26 protein-coding genes are annotated in these 21079 nt (G+C 62.0%); 18 read left to right on the top strand and 8 right to left on the bottom strand.

Annotated elements, in window-relative coordinates; all coding sequences use genetic code 11:
- Positions 1-612, bottom strand: a 612-nt coding sequence (locus EOA79_RS04270; RefSeq protein WP_128292877.1) for an SDR family NAD(P)-dependent oxidoreductase, incomplete at its 3' end; no start/stop codon positions are given.
- Between the two features lie 360 nt (positions 613-972).
- Between EOA79_RS04270 and EOA79_RS04265 the strand changes: the two genes are divergently transcribed.
- Positions 973-1275: a DUF982 domain-containing protein gene (locus EOA79_RS04265; RefSeq protein WP_127334768.1), complete on the top strand. Its 303-nt coding sequence runs from the start codon at positions 973-975 to the stop codon at positions 1273-1275.
- 109 nt (positions 1276-1384) lie between these two features.
- Positions 1385-1906 carry a ferritin-like domain-containing protein gene (locus tag EOA79_RS04260; protein WP_066994822.1) on the top strand — a complete coding sequence of 174 codons (522 nt, stop codon included), beginning with the start codon at positions 1385-1387 and terminating at the stop codon, positions 1904-1906.
- A gap of 16 nt (positions 1907-1922) precedes the next feature.
- Here the strand turns inward: EOA79_RS04260 and EOA79_RS04255 are convergent, their stop codons facing one another.
- Positions 1923-2129, bottom strand: a complete 207-nt coding sequence (locus tag EOA79_RS04255; RefSeq protein WP_095826180.1) for a hypothetical protein — start codon at positions 2127-2129, stop codon at positions 1923-1925.
- 66 nt (positions 2130-2195) lie between these two features.
- Between EOA79_RS04255 and EOA79_RS04250 the strand changes: the two genes are divergently transcribed.
- Positions 2196-2582: a low affinity iron permease family protein gene (locus EOA79_RS04250; RefSeq protein WP_095826179.1), complete on the top strand. Its 387-nt coding sequence runs from the start codon at positions 2196-2198 to the stop codon at positions 2580-2582.
- A gap of 56 nt (positions 2583-2638) precedes the next feature.
- Here EOA79_RS04250 and EOA79_RS04245 read toward each other — a convergent pair whose 3' ends face one another.
- A complete protein-coding gene (locus tag EOA79_RS04245; protein ID WP_095802614.1) occupies positions 2639-2881 on the bottom strand; it encodes a hypothetical protein in 243 nt (80 codons plus the stop codon).
- Positions 2882-3247: 366 nt separating this feature from the next.
- On the opposite strand from EOA79_RS04245, the gene EOA79_RS04240 reads away from it, so the two are divergent.
- The 10 genes from EOA79_RS04240 (at position 3248) to EOA79_RS04195 (ending at position 9502) form a co-directional block, all read left to right on the top strand.
- The gene (locus EOA79_RS04240) at positions 3248-3565 is read left to right on the top strand and encodes a hypothetical protein (RefSeq protein ID WP_095802615.1); all 318 of its coding nucleotides are present in this window, start codon (positions 3248-3250) and stop codon (positions 3563-3565) included.
- A 113-nt stretch (positions 3566-3678) separates the two neighbouring features.
- Positions 3679-3933 (top strand): hypothetical protein, encoded by a 255-nt coding sequence (locus EOA79_RS04235; RefSeq protein ID WP_067320542.1) that lies wholly within the window; start codon positions 3679-3681, stop codon positions 3931-3933.
- 89 nt (positions 3934-4022) lie between these two features.
- Positions 4023-4997 carry an alpha/beta hydrolase gene (locus EOA79_RS04230; protein WP_095826177.1) on the top strand — a complete coding sequence of 325 codons (975 nt, stop codon included), beginning with the start codon at positions 4023-4025 and terminating at the stop codon, positions 4995-4997.
- 93 nt (positions 4998-5090) lie between these two features.
- Positions 5091-5522 carry a hypothetical protein gene (locus EOA79_RS04225; RefSeq protein ID WP_127239686.1) on the top strand — a complete coding sequence of 144 codons (432 nt, stop codon included), beginning with the start codon at positions 5091-5093 and terminating at the stop codon, positions 5520-5522.
- Positions 5519-6739, top strand: coding sequence for a divalent metal cation transporter (locus tag EOA79_RS04220; protein ID WP_095826176.1), 1221 nt, complete (start codon positions 5519-5521; stop codon positions 6737-6739). Before EOA79_RS04225 ends, EOA79_RS04220 begins: the two co-directional genes overlap by 4 nt.
- Positions 6739-7098: a hypothetical protein gene (locus EOA79_RS04215; RefSeq protein ID WP_067320534.1), complete on the top strand. Its 360-nt coding sequence runs from the start codon at positions 6739-6741 to the stop codon at positions 7096-7098. The genes EOA79_RS04220 and EOA79_RS04215 overlap by 1 nt, the downstream gene beginning before the upstream one ends.
- Positions 7099-7100: 2 nt before the next feature.
- A complete protein-coding gene (locus tag EOA79_RS04210) occupies positions 7101-7430 on the top strand; it encodes a hypothetical protein (protein ID WP_095826175.1) in 330 nt (109 codons plus the stop codon).
- Entirely contained in the window at positions 7396-8223 is an 828-nt protein-coding gene (locus EOA79_RS04205) for a hypothetical protein (RefSeq protein WP_245322510.1), read from the top strand. Before EOA79_RS04210 ends, EOA79_RS04205 begins: the two co-directional genes overlap by 35 nt.
- A complete protein-coding gene (locus EOA79_RS04200) occupies positions 8220-8612 on the top strand; it encodes a phage holin family protein (protein ID WP_066994794.1) in 393 nt (130 codons plus the stop codon). Before EOA79_RS04205 ends, EOA79_RS04200 begins: the two co-directional genes overlap by 4 nt.
- Complete coding sequence (locus tag EOA79_RS04195; protein WP_095826173.1) at positions 8609-9502, top strand: DUF3618 domain-containing protein; 894 nt, start codon at positions 8609-8611, stop codon at positions 9500-9502. The genes EOA79_RS04200 and EOA79_RS04195 overlap by 4 nt, the downstream gene beginning before the upstream one ends.
- Before the next feature lie 160 nt (positions 9503-9662).
- Here the strand turns inward: EOA79_RS04195 and EOA79_RS04190 are convergent, their stop codons facing one another.
- Both EOA79_RS04190 and EOA79_RS04185 read right to left on the bottom strand, forming a co-directional pair.
- Positions 9663-10637 (bottom strand): nucleoside hydrolase, encoded by a 975-nt coding sequence (locus EOA79_RS04190; RefSeq protein WP_095826172.1) that lies wholly within the window; start codon positions 10635-10637, stop codon positions 9663-9665.
- A gap of 256 nt (positions 10638-10893) precedes the next feature.
- Positions 10894-11526 (bottom strand): hypothetical protein, encoded by a 633-nt coding sequence (locus tag EOA79_RS04185; protein ID WP_095826171.1) that lies wholly within the window; start codon positions 11524-11526, stop codon positions 10894-10896.
- A gap of 182 nt (positions 11527-11708) precedes the next feature.
- On the opposite strand from EOA79_RS04185, the gene EOA79_RS04180 reads away from it, so the two are divergent.
- The 4 genes from EOA79_RS04180 (at position 11709) to EOA79_RS04165 (ending at position 16574) form a co-directional block, all read left to right on the top strand.
- Positions 11709-12281, top strand: a complete 573-nt coding sequence (locus tag EOA79_RS04180; RefSeq protein WP_095826170.1) for a DUF1003 domain-containing protein — start codon at positions 11709-11711, stop codon at positions 12279-12281.
- Between the two features lie 639 nt (positions 12282-12920).
- Positions 12921-14039, top strand: a complete 1119-nt coding sequence (gene dctP / locus EOA79_RS04175) for a TRAP transporter substrate-binding protein DctP (protein WP_067320507.1) — start codon at positions 12921-12923, stop codon at positions 14037-14039.
- 60 nt (positions 14040-14099) lie between these two features.
- A complete protein-coding gene (locus EOA79_RS04170) occupies positions 14100-15200 on the top strand; it encodes a TRAP transporter small permease subunit (RefSeq protein WP_067320504.1) in 1101 nt (366 codons plus the stop codon).
- Positions 15201-15203: 3 nt separating this feature from the next.
- The gene (locus EOA79_RS04165) at positions 15204-16574 is read left to right on the top strand and encodes a TRAP transporter large permease subunit (protein ID WP_095826168.1); all 1371 of its coding nucleotides are present in this window, start codon (positions 15204-15206) and stop codon (positions 16572-16574) included.
- 191 nt (positions 16575-16765) lie between these two features.
- Here EOA79_RS04165 and EOA79_RS04160 read toward each other — a convergent pair whose 3' ends face one another.
- Positions 16766-18520: a hypothetical protein gene (locus EOA79_RS04160; RefSeq protein ID WP_179293681.1), complete on the bottom strand. Its 1755-nt coding sequence runs from the start codon at positions 18518-18520 to the stop codon at positions 16766-16768.
- Positions 18521-18666: 146 nt separating this feature from the next.
- Here EOA79_RS04160 and EOA79_RS04155 point away from each other — a divergent pair, with 146 nt between their 5' ends.
- The gene (locus EOA79_RS04155) at positions 18667-19185 is read left to right on the top strand and encodes a MarR family transcriptional regulator (protein ID WP_095826167.1); all 519 of its coding nucleotides are present in this window, start codon (positions 18667-18669) and stop codon (positions 19183-19185) included.
- A gap of 182 nt (positions 19186-19367) precedes the next feature.
- Here EOA79_RS04155 and EOA79_RS04150 read toward each other — a convergent pair whose 3' ends face one another.
- Both EOA79_RS04150 and EOA79_RS04145 read right to left on the bottom strand, forming a co-directional pair.
- A complete protein-coding gene (locus EOA79_RS04150) occupies positions 19368-20033 on the bottom strand; it encodes an aldolase (protein ID WP_095826166.1) in 666 nt (221 codons plus the stop codon).
- Positions 20030-21043 (bottom strand): LacI family DNA-binding transcriptional regulator, encoded by a 1014-nt coding sequence (locus EOA79_RS04145; protein WP_245322509.1) that lies wholly within the window; start codon positions 21041-21043, stop codon positions 20030-20032. The genes EOA79_RS04150 and EOA79_RS04145 overlap by 4 nt, the downstream gene beginning before the upstream one ends.
- Between the last annotated feature and the right edge of the window lie 36 nt (positions 21044-21079).

Genomic DNA, 21079 nt, shown 5'->3' with positions numbered 1-21079 from the left:
GTGTTGCTCGGTGAGGTCGGCGAAATCGGTCGAATGCACCTGGAAGGCAGCGTTGTTGACGAGCACGTCGAGCCTGCCGAAGGCCTTCAGCGTCCGCTCCACCGCCTTGTGGCAGAAGGTCCGCCTGGCCACGTCGCCGCGCATGATGATGCAGCGCCTGCCTTCGGCCTCGACTGCCTGCTTTGTCGCCTTCGCGTCGCGATCCTCGCTGAGATAGGCGATGGCGATATCCGCCCCTTCCCGGGCGAACAACACGGCAACTGCGCGGCCGATGCCGGAATCGCCGCCGGCGATCAGCGCCACCTTGCCTCCCAATTTGTTCGACCCCTGCCAGAACGGCGCGTCGTAGAGCGGCGCGGGCTCGATCGCCCATTCCTCGCCGGGTTTGGGATGATGCTGCTTCGGGAAAGGCGGCACCGGGTATTCCCGTGCGCCGGCCTGCATGGCGCCTTGTGATTTGGATTTGCCGTTCGACTTGGCGCGATCGGTCGCGTCGACCTTGCGTTGCACGCTCCGCTGCTTGCTGGCCGCCTGCTCGGAGGTGGATTTGGTCCGCGGGGCCGATTTCATCGGTGTGGCGGAGTCGGTCATCCTGGCGGATTTCGTCGGCATCGGTGTCTCCTTCGCTTTCGAGGGACAACGCACGCGAACAGAAAAGGTTGGCCTCGCTCCGAAGCTGCCGGCTCTCAATCCGGACATCGGTCGCGACATCCGTCGGGACCTCAATCATGGCCGCCACAACCGCCGGCGCCGCTCGCCGGGACAGCGATCAGTAGGAGCAGGTTTTTTGACCGCCACGGGCCGGCTGAATGCAACTACCCGGCGGCAGCTTCGTTTTATGCGATCTCAAACAGGCGGTAGCACCATGAAATCCTTTCGGACCGATAATCCCCTTGGCGGCGGCGCCGACCGCGGACCTCTTCGTCGGGGCCGCCCGGCCTGCGTGCGAATGGCTAGGACGGTGAAAGAGCCTTGAGCAGATTCCTGCCCCTCACCATCCACTTCGTCAACGGCGGCACGATGATGGTGTCGTCGATCGCTGACGCCAAGAATGCGCTTGGTCGGAAATGGAAGAGCAAGGACTCACCAGCCTATCGCAAGGCGGTTCGGCTGGTGGAAGACGCGACCAACGGGATTTGCCGGCCGGCAATCGCCTTTGCCGCCTTCAAGAAGGCGGCCGCCGAGCAGGGTCTGCTGGAGCATGCGGGTCCCAGTGCAGCGCTCAGCATGCTCGACCAACTTTCGTCCCGCAACGGCAAGGGCACGCCGAAGTAACGCTCGCGCACCTCGGCTCGTCATCCCGGCTTCAAAAAATATTTCGCGGGAACATCGGTCGATCCCACCGGTTTTGTTTGGTCAAGAAAGTCGAACGAAGGAGACGTCGATGGCAAAGAAAAGTTCGTCCGGCGCGGCGAACGGCTTGGAAAGCCTGTTCGTGGATGGCCTGAAAGACCTTTATTATGCAGAGAAAAAGATCCTGAAGACGCTGCCTAAGATGGCCAAGGCGGCGCAGTCACAGGAAGTGGGCGCGGCCTTCGAAAAGCATCGCACCGAGACTGAAGCTCAGGTCGACCGGCTCGAGCAGGTTTTCGAAATGCTGGGCAAGCCGGCGCGCGGCAAGACGTGTCCCGCGATCGATGGCATCATTGAAGAGGGTTCGGAGATCCTCGAGGAATACAAGGACGAGCCGGCGCTCGACGCGGGCCTTGTGGCTGCCGCCCAGGCGGTCGAGCATTATGAAATAGCGCGCTACGGCACGCTGATTGCCTGGGCGGAGCAACTGGGCCTGAAAGACGCCCTCCCCTTGCTGCGCGACACCCTCAAGGAAGAATCCGCTACCGACGAGACACTTAGCAAGCTCGGCGAAAGCGGTGCGAACAAGCGGGCCATGCAGGCGGCCGCGTAAGGCGCCCGATAAACGCTTATTCGCATGCCAAAAGTCGACTTGGCGACGCGGCCCCGGTCTCTTTGACCGGGGCCGCGATTACGGGGCCCGCCTCCTCGCGAAACGCTGCAAGTTTTTTCAGCGGAGCGGTCGCCTTCTTGGCGTCGCGCCCGCCTTCAGTTGATTTCTTGCCGGTGCCCAGCGCCAAGGACAGGATAAACGGCTGCATTTCGGTGCAGTTCATCCGGCACACTATCCTCAGGCTGGCTTGGCGGGAAATTTCGTCAGGGTGAAAGTCCGGAGTTCAACATTGGAAAAAGCATTCAATCGGCTCGCGGAGAATGTCGCCCATGCCGCGGGTCGTGCATGGGCCTTCGTCTTGTGCGTGGTTTCGGTGGTCCTCTGGGCCATTGCCGGCCCGGCCTTTCATTATTCCGAGCAGCTGATCATCAACACCGCGACGACGATCGTTACTTTCCTGATGGTTTTCCTGATTCAAAATACCCAGAATCGCGACGGCGTGGCCATTCAGGCGAAGCTCGATGAGCTCATTCGCTCAGGCCGCGCAAAAAACGACTTCATCGGCATCGAGCATCTCACGGAAGCGGAGGCCCAAGAATTCATAACCAGGTGTGCCCAAACCAAGACCGCCAGCAAGGGGACGATCGCATCTCATGTCGAAAGCCGCCCTGCCTAAAACATATCCACCGAAAGTCGAAACCGGCTTCGGGACCAAGACGTGCGTGACAGGCTTTAGTCGCCACGATGCTTGTTGTGGCCGCTTTCCTGATTCTTGCCGCGAAGGATGTTGCGATCATCGGGGTCGACGAGGTCGGGCGTGTCGCTCCTGAGGTCCGAACCTTTCCGCCGCGCTTCGCGCTCCGCGGCCGGCTGCTTCAGCTCCGCCTTGGCGTCGAATTCCTTGGGCGCGTTCTTCGTGTTCTCACGTTCTTCCAGGATGCGCACTTGCTGGTCATGGGTTCTGCGTCCGCTCATCGGTTCCTCCTGTTCTTTCGTCGGTAACGGCAGTTGGACTCGATCGTTCCGAACATGCGCAAGGCGTTTCGGGTGCCTGAAAGTCAGGGCGCCAGATGACCTAATCACGCGGGAAATCGAAACCGACTGCGAGGTGTCGAGGAGGTGATCCGGTCGATCGAGGAACGCTGCTGAGGAGCCGCCATTCCTGCGCTAAGCGTTCCAGATCGACTGGAGGGCGCAGCTTCCCGTCGGGCCGTGGATGAGCGATCCCGTCTGCCGCGAAGATCCTCGTTGTAACCGCTCAGACGAAAGACGCGGCAACGCAAGCCCCGCCAGAGGAACATTGGCAGACGGCGGCCGTTCTCAGCTCGAAGGAGGCGGCTCATGAGTGCAACCAAGGAGTTCTTTCGAAGCTGGCTCGAGGAGAACGTCGGGAACTTGCCTGCCGACACACAAGTCAGCGTTCCGGTGCTTGTGCGACAGTTCGAGCAGGACGCCGACGCCGCGGGCTACGGGCACGAGGTTCGCGAGGAGGAAATCGGCAATATCGAAGATGCAATCGAACGGGCGCTCGACATGACGGCCGAGCAGGAGGACCCGACAGAATCAAATCATCGGAAAGAGACCTCGCTTGCCCCGGTCATTGAAGCTCTCGAGGAGTCGGAACCGGCACAGGCGGAAGACCATGAGGATCGGGACTGACCAACTGCCGCACGGGATAGCCGGAACAAAGAAACAGCTCGCCTGTTGGGCTGCTTGTGAACAGATCGGCACGTGATCCGCCGACGTGGCAGGCCAGATAGGTAAGTAAGCCAATGACGAAGCATTCTGCAAAGGACGATCCGTCCAAACTGGGATCGGACAGTGACCGGGCGAGCGAGCAAGGCACAAAGCGAACAGATAAGCGTCTGCCGCAGGAAGATCCTGTCGAGGGCGCGCGTGACACGGTGGAACGCGAGCTTGAACGGCAAGATCGACCGGTCGACGCTGAGGGAAGAGAGCGCGAACGCAGGGCTCTCCAGGAACAGGTCGATGAGGAGACGAAGCTGCCTCAGAAGGGCTCGGCCTGAAAGCTCCTTCTTTGGAAGCCAGCGCCTGGGTACATCCGCCGCTTCTCTCAACAGCGGCTTGTGCCATGGCTCCGTAGCAGCACGGGATCATGCCTGACATCGCCACGTTCAACGACGTGGTCCTCCTCCTTGCCGCGGCAGCGGCCGGGCTTGCCCTCTACAATGGCCTGCGGGCGCGGCGGGCGTTACGCGGCCGACGTTTTGGACGCTTCGTCGAAGTCGACGGAGCGCGGCTGCACCTGATCGAGGATGGCCAGGGCATGCCGCTGTTGTTGCTGCATGGCAACGGCTCTTCGGCCGAGGATTTCACGACAAGCGGCATCGTCGACAAAGCGGCCGCAGACTATCGTGTTCTGGCTTTCGACAGACCAGGCTTCGGCAGGAGCTCGCGCCCGATCGGCAGGATCTGGTCGGCCGCCGCGCAGGCCGATCTGATCGATGCCGCGGCCGCCAAACTCGGAATTGGACGCTATATTGTTCTTGGCCACTCTTGGGGTGCCGCCGTTGCGCTCGAGATGGCGCGACGGCGCCCTGGGCGCGTTGCCGGGGTCGTGCTTCTCTCCGGCTACCACTATCCATCGCCAAGGTTCGAACTCGCCCTGTCGGGGTTGCCGATCTTGCCTTTGATCGGAACGGCCTTCCGCCACACCTTGCTGCCGCCGCTGGTCAGGCTTGGCTGGGCTTGGTCAATGCGAAAGATATTTGGCCCGGCGGCGATCTCGGCGGCATTCACCGCAACGACGAGGGAGTTGGCGAGCCGCCCCTCGCAACTGCGGTCGATCGCGGCGGAGTCCTTCCTGATGTGGATCGCAGCGGCGTTTGTGACGCCTCGGCACAACGACATTTCCGTTCCTGTTGGGATAATCGCCGGCGCCGGCGATCAGCTTTTCGACGCGCCGGCCGAGGCGTTTCGGCTGCACGCGGATCTCGCAAACTCGGTAGTCGATATCGTCCCCGATGCCGGGCATATGGTGCACCTGTCAGCCCCGCAGGCGGTGCTCGCCATGATCGACAAGATCGCTGCCCTTTCGACCACCGAGGACGCGCAGCGGAGCGACCGATAAGCGGCAGTGCCGTGCAACCGGCCTACGGCGGGGAACCTTCCGATCCACGCCGCTTTATCTCCATGTTCGAAGCAGCAGCAGTGAGAGGAAGCATTGCGCAGCATCGCTCGGCGAAAACTGCCTTTACTGCAGGTGCTTGCACTGACACTTGCTTCCTGCTCCTCGTCTGAAACCGTCGAACAGCAATCGAAGCGTGCCGCCTCGACCGCGCAGGCGGCGGTGCTGGTCACCGATGCCTGGCTCTCCGGCGCCGCGCCGTCCCACTACGCGTCCTCTGCCCTACAATCCTTCGCCGAGACACTCGCCGATGCCGGCCGGCAAGTGGAATCGGCCTCGCCGTCCGATCCTGCGACGCGAGACACGCTGAAGGCGGCGATCAGCCGGCTGTCCACCGCGGCAAGCGGGGCCGACAGCGCGGTCGAGGCCGGACAGCAGGCGCAGGCCAGCCGGGCACGCAACGAGCTTCGCGCCGCGCAGGCGGATCTCGCCACGGCCTATCGCGGCTATTTCGCGCCGCAACGATGAAGAAGCTGCTGGAAATTTCGCTTGGCGTCGTGACCAGCGTTGGTGGCTTCCTGGAGGTCGGTTCGATGGCGACAGCGGCGCAGGCAGGCGCCCTGTTCGGCTTCCAACTCATCTGGGCGATCGTGCTCGGCACCATCTGCATCATCTTCCTGGTCGAGATGGCCGGTCGCTTCGCCGCCGTGAGCCATCACACCATCGCCGACGGCATCCGCGAACGCTTCGGCTTCAATGCTTTCCTTTGGCCGCTGCTTGCAGTCCTGCTGGTCAATTTCCTGGTCCTCTCGGCAGAAATAGGCGGGGTTGCCATTGCTGCCGAGCTTGCCACCGGGATCGGCTTTCAATGGTGGGCATTGCCAGCGGCTTTCCTCGCATGGCTGCTGCTGTGGAAAGGCACGTTCGGCCTCATCGAGAAAGGCGTGTCGATGCTTGGCCTGATCACGCTCTGCTTCGTCGTCGCAGCGGTGATGCTAAAGCCCGAATGGAAACAGGTGGCTGCCGGTGCCGTGCCCAGCCTGCCGCAACACGATACGGCGAACTACTGGTTCATGGCCGTCAGCATCCTCGGTGCTTCCATCTCGCCCTACCTTTTCATGTTTTATTCCTCGGGCGCGGTCGAGGATCAATGGGACAAGAGCTATCTCGGCACCAATCGGGCGATTGCCGGTCTCGGCATGAGCTTCGGAGGAACGATCTCCGTGGCCGTGCTGATCGTGGCCGCGCTTGTGCTCGGCGCCCATGGCGTGAACCATGTGGACGACTACAACCAGCTCCCGCTGATGCTGATCTCGGTGTTCGGCTTCTGGGGCTTCGTCCTTTTCGTCGCATCGCTCGGCATCGCCTGTTTCGGAGCCGCTCTGGAAGTGGCGCTGCAGCAGGCTTATCTCGTCGCGCAAGGGTTCGGCTGGATCTGGGGCGAGGATCTCAAGCCGCGCGACGATCCCGGCTTCAGTCTCGTCTACACGCTCACGCTTTTTCTTGCAGCCGTTCCGATAGCGCTTGGTCTCGACCCGCTGAGGCTCACCATCTTCTCAATGGCGTTGACCGCCGCCAGTCTGCCGCTGACGGTCGTGCCGTTCCTCTTCCTGCTGAATGACGAGCGCTATGTCGGCCAGCACCGCAACGGCGTCATCTCCAATGCCGCCGTGATCTTCGTCATCGCGCTCGGCTTCGTGCTGGCGGTGGTGACTATTCCCCTGCAGATATTCGGAGGCACCTGATGCAGCTGCTGCGCGATATCCTGGACAAGCAGGTCGTCGACCGCGAGCAGGTCAAGATCGGCAAGGTGGATGGACTGGTCGCCGAGCTGAGGCAGGGCAAGCCGCCGAGGGTCGTTGCGGTCGAGCTTGGCGCGATTGCGCTGGCCCGACGGCTTGGCGCTCGGCCTGGGCGATTAACGGCGCGGCTGGCCGCAAGGCTGAGCGGGAAGCAGCAGGCACGGCCGCATCGCATCGCTTGGACCAAGGTGCGCGACATCGGCGTCGACATCGAATTCGATATCGACGTGCGCAGGACCAAGATCTTGGCCTGGCAGAGCTGGCTGCGCGATCGCATCGTCGGCCGAATCCCGGGAGCCTGAGGATGGCAAATGTGAATCTCGAGCATCTGGCTGGCCGGCGCGTTCTCACGCAGGGCGGCAGGAGCATCGGCCATATCGAGGAGGTCATCGCCGAGCAGGACGACGACGACCTCGTCGTCACCGAATTCCATGTCGGCATCTTCGCAGCTTTTGAACGCCTGTCGGCCTCGGCCATCGGCACCGCATTGCTCGACTTTTTCGCGCTGCGCTGCCGCGAGGGCCTCTACCGCATACCTTGGGACAAGCTCGATATCTCCGATCCGGCGCAGCCGCGGCTGCTCTGTTCGGATGACGAGCTTGCCGGCTTCGGAGGCGCCGATCGGGGTAAGTAGCTACTTACAAAAAATCCTGGTCGCGAAAGGGAACATCGCGGCCAGCGCGAAGTTGGAACAGGCAAGGAGGAGCCTGCGCCATGAACAGTGTCATCTATCTTATCGGTCTCATCGTGGTTGTGCTCGCGATACTCTCCTTTCTCGGCTTTCACTAGGAGGCGTCATGCAGCGCGAAAATAATCAGGGCCGCGAGCCGGCCGACTTCGCCAAGGCGAAGACCGAAGTTTCCGATCGAGTTAAGAAAGAAACCCAAAGCGCCGGCGAAGCGCTCCACGATGCCCGCGACGAGGTCGCTCGCAGGGCAGTCGACTATGCGTCGGAAGCACAGGAGGTCCTGTCGGAGAGGGCCGAGGAAACGCAGCGCGACATCGGATCGAGCCTGGCGGCATTCGGCGGCGCTCTGCGTGCGGCAAGCGACCATCTGGCAAACAGCGACCAGAGCTCGGCGTCGAATTTCATGCGGGATGCGGCAGGCGGACTGGAGAGGCTGTCCTCCTCGTTGAAGCAGAAGCCCTTCGGCGAGGTGCTTGAGGAAATTCAGAACTTCGGCCGCCAAAATCCCGGCACTCTGATCGCTGGTTCGGTGCTGGCAGGACTGGCGCTCGGACGGTTCATAAAGGCTTCTCCCCCGGAAACACGCCGCGCGGGGCAGAGCGCAGCGACGCCACGGAAGACTGGTAGGGAAACGAGCAGGCAGACTGGTGCGCAGGCGAGCGAGCCATGGGATGACGCGACGACCAATTGGGGCGTCGACGGCGGCGCTCCCAGGAAGGCAGCGGAGCTAAAGAAATGAACACTCAAGACAACCAAAGCCTCGGCACTCTGGTCGCCGATCTGGCACAGCAGGTGAGCACGCTGGTGCAAACGGAGGCCAGACTCCTGCGGGCGGAGCTATCCGAGAGCGTGACTAAAGCGGAGGCCGGCGCCGTCGGGGTTCTGGGCGGCGCGGTATGTCTTCTCGCCGCGCTGATAGTGCTGCTGCAAGCGCTCGTCATTGCCCTGACCCGCCTCGGCCTGGGCGCCGGCTGGTCCGCCTTGCTCGTCGGAGTGGTCGTTGCCGTGCTGGGTGTCATCCTCCTGCGGACCGGCATGGCGAGCATGTCGCCCTCCGAGCTCGCGCCGGACCGTACGCAGGAGCAACTGAAGCGTGACGCGAACGTAATCAAGGAACAAGCGAGATGAGCGACAAATCCGCAGCCGAACTCGAACGCGAAGCCGAGGCCACGCGCGCAAGGGTGGTAGCGACCGCCGAGTCCATTCGAGGCAAGATGACGCCCGGCCAGCTCTTCGATGAGTTCACCGGTATTTTCAGCCGCGGTGCAGGCTCCGACATGCTCCACAACCTGAAGGCTCAGGTGCGAGACAATCCTCTGCCACTGACTGTAATCGGCGCCGGTCTGGCCTGGCTGATGCTGGGCAGCGGCGCTTCCGCCGCCGCGCCCGGCTACGCGACCCGTCGCGGTTCCGACGGGCATGACGGCACACCCACGGCGGGAACCGGAGCCATGACTTCGGACACCTATGCCTCTGTCGGCGACATGGCCAGCGGTGCGGCCGGCACTGTCTCGGGAATGGCCAGCAGTGCGGCCGGCACCATGTCTGACATGGCCAGCAGCGCAGCCGGCAGCGTATCTGGCATGGCAAGCGGCGCGGCGGAGACGCTGACGAACTCGGCGACAGCCACCGCCGACATGGCGACGAGGGCCACTCGTTCCGCGCAGCAGTTGATGGAGGATCAGCCTCTGGCAGTTGCTGCTGTCGGTCTCGCGATCGGAGCGGCGATCGGCGCGATGCTGCCCCACACGCAACTCGAAGACGAGCGGCTCGGCGGCTATCGCGAACAGCTTCGCGAAAGGGCCGAGGACGCGCTCGAGAAGGGCGTCGACCAGGTGAAGCAGGTTGCAGCCGAAGCCTACCAGGCGGCCAGCGAGGAAGCAGGACGGCAGGCGTCGAGTGAAGGCACGCTCGCTGACAAGGTCAGCGATGTCGTCAAGTCCGCTGCCGACAAAGCCGAGCAGGCGGTGCACCGGAGGCTGTCCGATACCGAACCGTCGACAACGAACAAGTCCTGATCTGAACAGACCGGATCGGTTTGCAATCGCGTTCGAGGACCATTTCGGGTCGGGCACGTCTGGTGAACCATTCGAGCCCGACCCGTTGGATGGCTGTGGGTAGAAGCCGCGCCACAGGCTCGGGCGCGCCATCGCGGCTCTCTCGCCGGAGCGAGCCTTTTTAGCTTTTTGGGGATGGCTCCGCGAAACTTCCCCTGCAGACAGCGTAAATCCTCGCCAAGATTCCTGCAGCATCGCCACCAACGCACACCGACTGCATTGGACGTTGATCCCATTTGTTCGGTGAATAACTGGCGGCGCCCAGTCTCTGCACGGTCATACCTGCCGCCGGGCCGTCCTCCAATACGACGATCGAACCGGATCGGGTGGCGAATAAGTGCGGGTCGGTCAGGTAGACTGCGGCGCTGCAGTCGTGCACAAGCATACCCGCTTCGCCCCATTGCAGGTAGAAGTCGATGTAGCCTTGGGACAGTGCGGCTACCATTTGCATGGCGGCATCGGCACCTTCCGAGGCCGCGGCGAGATCCTGTCGCGTCATCACCGTTCGATTTGTGAGATTGAGCGGAACCGCGGTCACTTTCCACGAGGCTGCAAACACTCGATCGGCTGCCTTCGGATCTGCATAGATATTGGCCTCGGCAACGGGCGACACATTGCCAGGGACTTCGAACGCGCCACCCATGACGACGACGTCCTGCACCAGATCTGCTATCGCCGGATCGGCCTCCAGTGCCCGCGCCAAGTTGGTCAGGCCTCCGACAGCAAGCAACCGCACCTGACGCGGATTCTGCCGGACGGTATCGACGATGAATCGCGCGGCAGTGTCCTTCTCCTCCCGCGCTTCCTGGGCAATAGGATAATCCCCCAGCCCGTTCGCGCCATGAACATGGACAGGATAGGGGTGCGGCGCCCCGGACCAGTTTAGCGGAACGGAAGCACCGGCGTGAACGGGCGCTTTGATCCCCCAAGCCTCGGCGAGGAATCTGGCATTGCGCGTTGTAACCGATATCGATGCGTTGCCGAAGACAGTTGTGATGCCGAGCAGTTCGATGTTCGGATGACGGTGCAGGTAAAGCAGCGCGAGGGCATCATCTACGCCAGGATCGGTATCAAAAAGAATTCTCTGCTTTGTCATGTCTCTATGGTCACGCTCTTTCCCACACTGCCGCCAATTATCTTAGCCAGCCTTCTTCGAGAGGCGAGGCCGACAGAATCGTGGCTCCGAGTGTCACCACCGAAGGGTATCGTGAATATGTCGCCGGGTGACGCGCTTGGCGCGTTTCTCGTCGGCGCGCCGGTCTCCTCGCCGCCCGGTGGGGACCGCGAGGCCGACATCGCTGTCCTCAAAGGGCGCTGCGGTCCGCCCAAAAGATGACACGGCGCTCCCTACCTCAGCGGAGGAGCCCGTTGCGCTCGAAGTCTTCCCAGCCGCGCAGGTTGGAGTGGACTGCCTCGCTTTGGCTGTCGTCGGTTGCGGCCGCGCCGCGGCTCTTTTGCGAGCGCTTGAGCGCCGCCTTTGCAGCGGCTCGGCGTCGGTTCTCGGCGGCTCTCGCAGCGTCTTCCTCGCGCCAGACCGCTACAAGGTCACGGTCGAGCACATCCTCGATCAGGCGCGGATCAAAAACGTGGAAGGTGATCTTCCTCGCGCGGCCACGCAGTTTCACCGTCCGCGTCCCGGCGCTCTGCAAGCGGCCGGCCTTGAGCCAGCGGTGACGCTCGCCCGCCGAGATCGTCAGAATGTCCTCGACCTCGCGAGGCATGACGGGCAGGTCTTCGATGTCCTGCATGGCTTTGGACACGATCGCCGATGCGGCCTCAACATTGGCATGGGAGCCCTCCGGCAGACGCAAGGTAAGCACCCGGGACTCGCTATGGAGCAGGCTTCTCAAGTCCGTCGGAAGGCGAGCGCGCATTTCAAGAAAAATGCCCCTCGCCCGCACCGACGATCCAAGCGTCGCCGCCGGGGATAGCGGCCACTCTGCAACCAGCCGTGCAGTCGAATCGATTTTTCTGCTCGCGGGCATCCCTTTAAGTAAGAGTCCTGCCCTGCGAACTCAACGCGAAGCGAGCCTGCACCGGTCTGCAGCAACCGCTGTTGCATCGGGCAGGATCGTCGGACAAGGCGCTCGTTCGGCACTCTGGACAGCGGTGAAATGGAGCGAATTGCCAAATAGCGAGTTAGGCTGCCTAGACGGGAGAGACAACAATGAATCCCAAAGCCGCCCCAGAGGACCAGGGCTACGCCACTCCGACCACGCCGGCGGCGGAAGGCCTCGCCCCTGCCCTGGCGCGGAACATCGAGGCACTGGTCGAGAGGCGGAAGCGCGATGCCAAGGCAGCATCGCTGGAGCAGCGCGCGGCGGCGGCAATCAGCAGGTTTGCCGGCAGCATGATGTTCGTCTACATCCACCTCGCCTTCTTTGGCGGCTGGATCGGCCTAAATTTCGGGATCGTGAACTTTATAAAACCCTGGGATCCTTCTCTGGTTATCCTGGCCATGTTCGCCTCGGTCGAGGCGATCTTTCTCTCAACGTTCGTACTGATCAACCAGAACCGCATGGCCGCCCAGGATGATGCGCGGGCAGACCTCGATCTGCAGGTGAGCCTGCTCAACGAGCATGAGACGACCAAGCTCATCAAACTGGTCGAGGAGATCGCGAAGCGCCTGGATGTTCCGACGGAAGCAGACAATGAGTTGAAGGAGCTGAAGCGCGACGTGGCGCCTGAAGCGGTCTTGGACAAGATTAAGGAGGCAACGGGTCAAGCGACGGTCGACTGACCGATCCGTATCCACCGGACGCCAGCAGAAGCTGCTGATCTTGAGGCCTGTCGCGCACTCCATGCTCCCGCCGGGCGCCGCCATCATCCCGCCTGCGCAAATAGCTGGGAGACGCCCGAACGCCATTTGCCAGAGCTGGTTTATACCGCATGGGGAAGTCATGGCGGACGCGCTCGGACTGAGTGTGCCCCATCTCAATCGCGCAATTCAGCATTGCGTGTCGAACAGCTCATCACCAGCAACTCGCGCGTCCTACATCTGACTGACCTCGCGGGCCTGCAAGGACTCGCTCAGTACGAGCCGATGGCTCTTACCCCAATCCCAATTCTGAAGCATCAGATCGACGCCCCGAGCGCGTCATTGGGCGTGACTCACCAATGGATTTATTACAGCCGCACAGGCATACTATGGATCGGGCGCGCAGTGGTTGAAAATGATTGCGCCGCGTTATGTTATTTACAGGCTGCGCCGGTCCCTGTCGCTATCGTTTGTGGCGTTGGCATCCGGCTGGAAACGACTGCGAAAAAGGAGGCAGCTCTGGTCCCACAAGAACGGGACATCCTTTGCGTCATTGATTTTGCGATTTGAGACCGGCGACGGGCCCATCATTTGCCCGCTTGCCGAACAGGGAGGAAAGCAATGGACGGAGAATCGCGTTCCCAATCAAGGCGAAAGTTTCTGAAGACGAGTGGACTTGTCGCTGGGCTAACGGCGACGGCGGTCACCGCGCCCTGGGTTCGAAGGGCCGGAGCCGCAGACGCAATCACCTGGAAAATCCAAACCTCGTGGCCGGCGGGTGTCGGACTTGAAACCTTCCAAAACTGGTGTGGCACCATCAAGGAAAAAACCGGAGGCCAACTCGAATTTCAGCCGTTCAAGGCAAAGGATATCGTTGGTGACTTCGAACTCCTCGACGGGGTGAAGAACGGCGTACTGGAAGCGATGAACTCGTTTTCACTTTATTGGGCCGGCAAGCTTCCCGCTACGGCGTTCCTGTCCTCTTACACGTTGGGGCTACGCTATCCGCACGAATGGGATATCTTTTTCTATTCAAAAGGTGGTCTGCAGGCCGCGCGCGACCTTTATGCGAAACAAGGCCTTTACTACGTCAACCGCATTCATCACGGCCCGAACATCATCCACTCAAAGACACCGATCCGCTCAATCGAGGATTTTAGGGATCTGAAACTGCGCGTACCGGGCGGCATGATCGCCGAAACCTTTGCGAAAGCCGGTGCCAAGACGACGTTGCTGCCGGGCGGCGAGGTGTTCTCCGCGCTGGAAAAGGGCACGATCGATGCCGCCGACTACACCGGTCCGGCCGTAAACTGGGCCCTCGGTTTCCAGCAGGTGACCAAGTACATTTCCATGGGTCCAGCCGGTCTGATGTCCGTATACCAGCCCGTCGACCTGATGGACTTTGCCGTCAACATGAATGTCTGGAACCAACTCCCGGACAACCTCAAGAAGTTCGTGGAAGACGAGATCCAAGTCTATTCCAATGCCCATTTCGGCTCGATCCAGAAGGCCGACATGGAGGCTTGGCAAAAATTCCTTGATGCCGGCATTGAAATCAATCGGCTTGGACCGGAGGACCTCCAGAAGTTCCAGGAAATCGCGGTGCCCATCTGGTTCGAGTGGGCCAACAAGGACAAGGACGCAGCGCGCATCTTCAAGTTGCAGCTCGAGGTCATGGAGAACCCGACAGTCGGTTATGTCACTCCGGACATGTACCAGGGGCTGACCATCAACCTGTGAACCCTCTTTTCGCCCGTCCTGAGCCGGACGGGCGCTCGCTCCTGCAGCAGGCGTTCGCCGATGCCTTCCCTAACATTTGTGCTGCCGCACTGGCTCTACTGGTTAACCCTCGCGGTCTTTCCGCTGGCCGCCGTTCATTTTGTCCATCGAGAACGGGCACAGCGTGATCCCGGCCGTCCAAACCTGTTTCTTGCCTATCTGTTCCTGGTCACAGCCGGCTTCCTCGGCATGCACCGCTTCTATCTGAAGAGCAGGTGGGGATTCATTTTTATCCCGTTCTTCATCGCGGTACTTTGGACAAGCACCCAGGTGCGCGATGGACGCGAGGCAGTTTCACTCGCGCGATCCCAGAGCGAGCACGCCGAGAGACTGTTGCCGCGTGCCAAGGCAGATACGGCAGCCAACAAGCAGGGGGCTGCCGATCGACTTGCAAAAGCTGAGGCTGAGGCCGCGGCGGCGCGCAACAATCTGACGGCGGCCGTTCACGGGCTCGAGTGGGACAGCAGCATCAGCCGGATTGCGGGACTTCTGCTCGGTCTCATTATTGTCGGCGACGCCCTTCTCATACCCGGTCTTGTGCGGCGCGCCCGCGCCCGTGAGACTGGGCGCGCCGCAACCCACCATGAGATCGTCGTCGATGTGCCCGCGACGCCCGTCAAACAGCCTCTTGCGCCATTTAGGCCGGTCGACTGGCTTGTAAGAGTGACAGGCGAGTTCGTCGCCTATTGGTCGGTCCTCGCGGTCATGGCGTACTATTACGAGGTGGTCGCCCGCTTCGTTTTCAACTCCCCTACCAACTGGGTGCACGAGAGCATGTTTCTGATGTTCGGCATGCAATACATGCTGGCTGGGGCCTATGCCTATCGCGATGAGACCCATGTCAGGGTCGACATCGTGTACAGCCACCTCTCCGAGCGTGGCCGGGCGATCTGCGATATCATCACCTCGGCATTCTTTTTCCTGTTCGTGGGTACAATGCTCGTTGCCGGCTGGCGTTTTGCCAGCGACGCGATGGCGGTGGGCGAGAGTTCTTTCACCGAGTGGGGTATTCAATATTGGCCGGTGAAGCTGGCGATTCCTGTTGGCGCCGCGCTGCTGCTGCTTCAAGGCGTGTCTCGCCTGATGCGTGACATCGCGACCGCAACAAGAAGGCTCCGCTAAGCCATGGGTCTCGAGCTTCCAATCCTGTGGCTGAGCATCCTCATGTTCGGCGGACTGGGCGTTCTTTTATCGCTCGGGCTGCCAATGGCCTTCTGCACGGGCAGCCTCGCCGTTCTCTTCCTCTTCTTATTCGGTAATGCGGCCATGCTGAACATGCTGCCGTCGCGGATTTTTCCCTTCATGACGGATTATCAGCTCTCGGCGGTGCCGCTTTTTATCTTCATGGCCGCGATCCTTCAGAAAGCGGGGATCATCGAGGAACTGTTTGACGTCGTCTATAAATGGCTGGGTGGGCTGAAAGGCGGACTTGCCTCGGCCACCATAATCTCGTGCACCCTGCTCGCAGCAATGGTTGGGGTCGTCGGTGCGACGGAAGTGACAATGGGCATGATCGCTCTGCCAGCGATGCTCCGCCGCAACTACGACGCAAAGCTCGCCTGCGGCTCGCTGCTCGCCGGAGGAACGCTTGGCATCCTCATACCGCCTTCGGTGATGGCGATCGTCTACGCCGTCGTCGCGCAACAGTCGTTAGGCGAGCTTTTGATCGGGTCGGTATTCCCAGGGCTGCTGCTGTCGGGGATGTATGTCGTCTATGTCACGGCGCGCTGCTACATCAACCCCAAGCTCGGCCCGGCTTTGCCGCCGAGCGAGCGCATCGGCTTTGGGGAGAAGCTGAGGCTTCTGCGCCGCACGTTCATGCCCATTCTGCTCATCCTGCTTGTGCTCGGGGTCATCTTCCTTGGCATAGCAACGCCTGTTGAAGCCGCCGGCATCGGCACATTCGGTGCTTTCATCGTCTGCGCCGCCCATCGCCGCCTGACTTGGGACACGATCCGGGAAGCCGGCGTGGCGACCCTCAAGGCGACTGCGATGGTGATGTGGATATTCTTCGGAGCCACCATGTTCGTCGGCTTCTTCATCCTGAAGGGCGGGCAGAACTTCGTCGCCGAATCCATTCTCGGAACTGGATTCGCGCCTTACGGCATTCTTGTTCTGATGATGATCATCCTGTTCGTCCTGGGCATGTTTCTGGACTGGGTGGGCATTCTCCTTCTCACCGTACCGATATTTCTGCCCATCCTTAAGTCCCTCGAGTTCGGCGGTACGTTCGGCTTAGCCGGTGTGGCTCCTGAAGACGTGCCGCTGTGGTATGGCGTCATTTTCATGGTCAACATGCAGATGGCATTCCTGAGCCCACCGTTCGGCTATTCACTGTTTTACTTGAAGAGTGTCGCGCCACCGGAGATATCGATGGCGACGATCTTCCGATCCGCCGTTCCCTTCTTATTCCTGCAGGCAATCGGAGTAGGGTTGTGCATCGTGTTCCCCTCGATCGTCATTTGGCTGCCGAAGCTCATGTACGGAGGCGGTTGACCGCACACGTCTTTGGCGGTTCGACGCCTCAACAATCGAAGGTTCAGCGCGTCAGAGGCGCCGCTCGCCTGCAGAAGCTGCTGATCTTGAGGCCTGTCCGCGCACTCCATGCTCCTGCCGGGCGCCATCATCCCGCCCACGCAAATAGCTGGGCGACGAGACATCCCGCTTTGGATTGCGTATCTTGACGTTCAGCTTTTCCTGAGCCTGCCGTCTGGTCGACTTGGTGTTTGGACAAACTGAAGAGCGACAGAGTTGTACGGCCCCAATGTATGGGTGGTCAGCGGGCACTTCGCCGGCTTCGTGTCCTCACCTGCAACGCAAAGCAGTTTAGCATCCGAGGATAGCGCTATGTCGATCGGCACGGGGGTCAGGTTGGCCGCCAGCACGCGGATCGTGTTGCCGCGACGAAAGGCAATTGCTGCCACGCCTGGCCAATCACTCGAAATCCGATAGCGTTCGACGCCGGCGGCCTCAGCGATTTGGGCATGGACGGCTTGCAAAGGTCGTCGGGAGCCGTCCTCGTTCAAGAGACCGAAGGGGCCAGTCGGTGCTGCCAATATCAACCGCTCGGCGGCGGTCTCAGCGGCCCGGGCCGCGACGCCGACGGCAAAGGCGGCACCGAACAATGCCCGCTGACGCGGGTCGGTGCCGGCGGCGGGCACCCGGGTATTTCCGGGATTGGCTGCGACCGCCTCACCATAGGGATTGTGCCGCAAGCCGATCGTGCAAGGCCCAAGCCAGATCGGCTTTCCGGGACACAATTGCCGTGCTGTCTCCATGACTGCAGGATAAACGGTCAGGGTTTCCATGACCGACTGCTCATCGGCGGCATGCACGATGGCGCTGTTGCCGAAGAAGACGAAATCCGCATCGTCGGTCGGCGGGTTGCGGTTGAATTCGGTGAATAGGGAGGGCGTACCAGCCCCAATCGGACAAGCGAGACCGACAGCCCGCAATGCCTGCACGATCTCGTCAATCGGTCGCTCACCGTTCGGCAAATGGTTCGAGGGGCGTGTCTTGAATTCGCGCCGTGGTGAAACCAGAATGGCGCTCGGTTCGACGCCCGCCAAGCGAACCATAGCTGCAAGACCCTGGGCCTCGACCCCGGGGTGGATCGCATCAAAGATCGCCTCGACCGCCAGCCCGCCGCCAAGCGCGTTCGCAAGCTCGGCCGCCTTTTCCAGCACGCGTTGATCATGCCCGCGCGCGCTGTCGAAGCGCAGTATGATCTCCGGCACCGGGCCAAGCGAAGCCGCGCCGGCGATGGCTGCCGGCAGTTGGTCGGGATCGACGAACAGCGCTATCGACGACATCCGCCCGGCAGGTCCGCCAAGGGTCAGGGTTGCTGGACTGCTGATAGCCGGTCCAGGCGCCGATGTCTCGGCGCGCACGGAAACCGTGACGCGCTGTATGTCCTTCACACCTTTGCCGATGACATAAGGTCGGGGCTTTGAGAGCGGCCGCACATAAGTCTTGAACGAGGCGTCCGTCCAGTTGCGCTGGTCCTCCATCTCGAAGGCATCGCCTTCCATGGCGACGGCGCAGACCAGGCCGGGTGCTGGCTCGTGCGTCAGCGCTGAAATGTCGAAGGCAGGCTGGTCCGGGCTGATCAATTTGGGAAATGTCGTCTCCTCGATGCTTCCGTCGCTATGCCGGATGGTCAGCCTTTTGCCCGCCGCCTCTGAAGGATGAAGCACCACGAAACCGGTGCGGTTGGTGGGAAAATCGGTGAGCGCCACGCCATCCGCTTGCAAGGTCAGCTCGCCCGAAGCGTCGCCACGAATCTTCATGCGATAGGCGAAACGTCCCTGCGGGCCGGCGCAGAGTCCGTCATAGCGAAGCTCGAACGACGTGCCGTCCTCGGAAATGCGCATGTTGGACAGTTCGGCCTTGTAAGTCCCCCAGGACGCATCGCGCGCAAGATAGTTGATCGCCCGAACCACCTCCACGCCGGCAAAACAGATCGTCCGCAGATTGCCGTCCTCGAGAACGGCGGTCAGCGGTCCGGCGGCAAGAAGCCTCCGTTGCGGAAGCGGCTCGTCGGTGCCGTAAAGCGCAAGGAGATCTTGAGGTCTGTAAACTCCGCCCTATGGAAACCGACCCGGAATCATCCGCACGCAAAGCTCCCCCGGCTGTTCGCTGGGAGGACCTGGCCGACCTCATCCTCATCATTGCCCGTGAGATTCAGTTTCGCGGTTACAGGGACGAGAGAGCGCTGTCGCTGTCACAATCGGAGGGCATGGTGATGCGCCACCTGGTTGCGCACGCTTCCGCAACGCCCAGCCAGATCGCGACGGCGACCGGGCTGCAGCGCACCAATGTTTCCACCGTGCTGCGCGACCTGGAAGGCAAGGGGCTGATCGAGCGCCATGTCGACCCGCAAGATCGCCGGGGCGTCAGCGTCCATCGCACCCGGCGGGGAGCCCACAATTACGCCCTGGTGCGCAAGGAGTGGGCAACTGCCGTATCCGAGGCCGCCGGCGGCGACACACGCAAGCTCAATGCCGCGCTTGAGCTTCTCAGGTCCATCGAAGCCGGCCTGACCGCAACGCGACCGATAGACAGCGACGGTCCGGGGCGAATGTCCGCCCGCCGCCGGAACGTCTAGTGCCGAACGGCGCGTGGAGACAAGCAATCTCGACCGCAACTCGGTAGCGGCCAGCCCTGTATCTCGTAAGGCTGCAGGCCGTCAGGACATCTTCAACAAGCGCACGCCCTTAGCAACATGCTCAGGTAATACCCCCCAACCTATGCAATCCAGGAGCGCCTCACGAAGGTCGAAATCGGGTCTCAGTGGTCGTGCGCACCATGCTCCTGCAGCGAAAGCCCAAAAGTCCGCACCAGGTCGCTGACCTGCTCCGGTGACAGATAGCGGGGGTTGAGGCCGCGCAGAAGCAGATAGAGCTTTGCCGTTTCCTCCAGCTCTTCGGTAGCGAATACCGCTGCCTCGAGCGTCTCGCCCGCGACAACGGGACCATGGTTGGCGAGCAGCACCGAAGAGTAGCGTCCAGCGAGCCCTTTGATTGCATCGGCTACCGCAGGGTCTCCGGGACGGAAATATGGCACCAAAGCCGTCTGTCCGGCGCGCATGAGATAGTACGGCGTCATTGGCGGCAGGACCGACTTGGGATCGATCTCGGGAAGCATGGTGACGGCCACCGCATGGGTTGAGTGCAGGTGCACAATCGCACGCGCTGCTGCCCGCGTCTCGTAGAGGGCGGTATGCAGGGGGATTTCCTTGGTCGGCGCATCGCCCGCGACGAGCCGCCCTTGCGCATCGAGCCTGGCAAGGCGAGCCGGATCGAGAAAGCCCAGCGATGCGTTGGTCGGCGTCACAAGCCAGCCGCCGTCATCGAGCCGCAGACTGATATTGCCCGATGATCCCGGTGTCAGCCCGCGCTCGAATAGGGAACGGCCGAAGCGGCATATCTCTTCGCGAAGTTTGGCCTCGCTCATGTTGTGGCTCCCTCGATCAGTTCGAACCCGAGATCGATCTTCGTCGGCGGCCCGTCGGAGCAGACCAGCCGGGCGCCGGTCTCTCCGACCGCGACGCGTGGCGTCCGGATGGTGGAAAGCGGTTGCGGCGCCGCGCGGGCGACGTCCAGGCCGTTATAGCCGAAAATCGCCAACCGGCCGGGGATGGCGATGCCGCGGGCAAGGCAATGGAAATAACCGCCAATCGCCATGTCGTCGTTAGAGAAATAGACGGCATCGAGATTGGGGGCGCGCCCGAGCAGCCGGCCGAGACCCTCGCGCCCGGCCTCGATCGACGAAGATGAGGGAATGATTTCTTCCGCGGCGACTTCAAGGCCTGCCTCTGCGAGCGCCGAGCGAAATCCGGCGAACCGTTTGGCGGCGCGCAGATCGCGGCTGAGATCGTGGCCCACATAGCCGATGCGCCGATAGCCGCGCGAGACCAGATGACGCGCGCTCGCGCCTCCCGCCTCGCGGTTGGAATAACCGACGACGATGTCGATGCCATCGCCATCGGAATCGAGCAGTTCGGCGACCCTGATGCGGGCGTGCCTGAGCATGGCCACGGTACGCTCGGTGTGTTCGAGCCCGGCCACCATCATGCCCGCCGGACGCCAGCTAAGCAGCGACTCGACGAGGGTTTCCTCGCGGCCCTGTTCGTAGTCCGTCACCGCGACGACAGGTTGGAACCCGGCGCCCACCAGCACCGTGTTGGCGCCGCGCAGCATGTCCGGAAAGACGATGTTGCTGAGCGACGGTATCACGATCCCGACCAGCTTGGAGCCGGTCGAGGCCAGCGTGCCGGCGATGCGGTTCGGCACATAGCCGAGGCTTCTCGCGGCATTGAGGACGCTCTCGCGTGTCTTGGCCGAAAATGAACCGTGCCCGCGCAACACGCGCGAGGCGGTGCTCTCGCCGACGCCGGCCGCGCGTGCGACATCGGTAAGGGTCGTCGTCCCCGTCGGCGTGCCGTCGGCCAGCTCGTCGGCCACTTTCGATCTCCCCGCTGGAGCGCGACGTCGCACTGG

The organism is Mesorhizobium sp. M1A.F.Ca.IN.020.03.2.1 (genome assembly GCF_004023205.1).
GTDB lineage: Bacteria > Pseudomonadota > Alphaproteobacteria > Rhizobiales > Rhizobiaceae > Mesorhizobium.
This window is presented reverse-complemented; position numbering and strand designations above follow the sequence as displayed.

Bases quoted from the DNA above. Each gene is read 5' to 3' on its own strand.
- EOA79_RS04260 (WP_066994822.1), top strand. From the start codon at position 1,385: ATGGCAAAGAAAAGTTCGTCCGGCGCGGCGAACGGCTTGGAAAGCCTG.
- EOA79_RS04255 (WP_095826180.1), bottom strand. From the start codon at position 2,129: ATGAACTGCACCGAAATGCAGCCGTTTATCCTGTCCTTGGCGCTGGGC.
- EOA79_RS04245 (WP_095802614.1), bottom strand. From the start codon at position 2,881: ATGAGCGGACGCAGAACCCATGACCAGCAAGTGCGCATCCTGGAAGAA.
- EOA79_RS04240 (WP_095802615.1), top strand. From the start codon at position 3,248: ATGAGTGCAACCAAGGAGTTCTTTCGAAGCTGGCTCGAGGAGAACGTC.
- EOA79_RS04235 (WP_067320542.1), top strand. From the start codon at position 3,679: ATGACGAAGCATTCTGCAAAGGACGATCCGTCCAAACTGGGATCGGAC.
- EOA79_RS04230 (WP_095826177.1), top strand. From the start codon at position 4,023: ATGCCTGACATCGCCACGTTCAACGACGTGGTCCTCCTCCTTGCCGCG.
- EOA79_RS04220 (WP_095826176.1), top strand. From the start codon at position 5,519: ATGAAGAAGCTGCTGGAAATTTCGCTTGGCGTCGTGACCAGCGTTGGT.
- EOA79_RS04215 (WP_067320534.1), top strand. From the start codon at position 6,739: ATGCAGCTGCTGCGCGATATCCTGGACAAGCAGGTCGTCGACCGCGAG.
- EOA79_RS04210 (WP_095826175.1), top strand. From the start codon at position 7,101: ATGGCAAATGTGAATCTCGAGCATCTGGCTGGCCGGCGCGTTCTCACG.
- EOA79_RS04200 (WP_066994794.1), top strand. From the start codon at position 8,220: ATGAACACTCAAGACAACCAAAGCCTCGGCACTCTGGTCGCCGATCTG.
- EOA79_RS04195 (WP_095826173.1), top strand. From the start codon at position 8,609: ATGAGCGACAAATCCGCAGCCGAACTCGAACGCGAAGCCGAGGCCACG.
- EOA79_RS04190 (WP_095826172.1), bottom strand. From the start codon at position 10,637: ATGACAAAGCAGAGAATTCTTTTTGATACCGATCCTGGCGTAGATGAT.
- EOA79_RS04185 (WP_095826171.1), bottom strand. From the start codon at position 11,526: ATGCCCGCGAGCAGAAAAATCGATTCGACTGCACGGCTGGTTGCAGAG.
- EOA79_RS04180 (WP_095826170.1), top strand. From the start codon at position 11,709: ATGAATCCCAAAGCCGCCCCAGAGGACCAGGGCTACGCCACTCCGACC.
- dctP (WP_067320507.1), top strand. From the start codon at position 12,921: ATGGACGGAGAATCGCGTTCCCAATCAAGGCGAAAGTTTCTGAAGACG.
- EOA79_RS04170 (WP_067320504.1), top strand. From the start codon at position 14,100: ATGCCTTCCCTAACATTTGTGCTGCCGCACTGGCTCTACTGGTTAACC.
- EOA79_RS04165 (WP_095826168.1), top strand. From the start codon at position 15,204: ATGGGTCTCGAGCTTCCAATCCTGTGGCTGAGCATCCTCATGTTCGGC.
- EOA79_RS04155 (WP_095826167.1), top strand. From the start codon at position 18,667: ATGGAAACCGACCCGGAATCATCCGCACGCAAAGCTCCCCCGGCTGTT.
- EOA79_RS04150 (WP_095826166.1), bottom strand. From the start codon at position 20,033: ATGAGCGAGGCCAAACTTCGCGAAGAGATATGCCGCTTCGGCCGTTCC.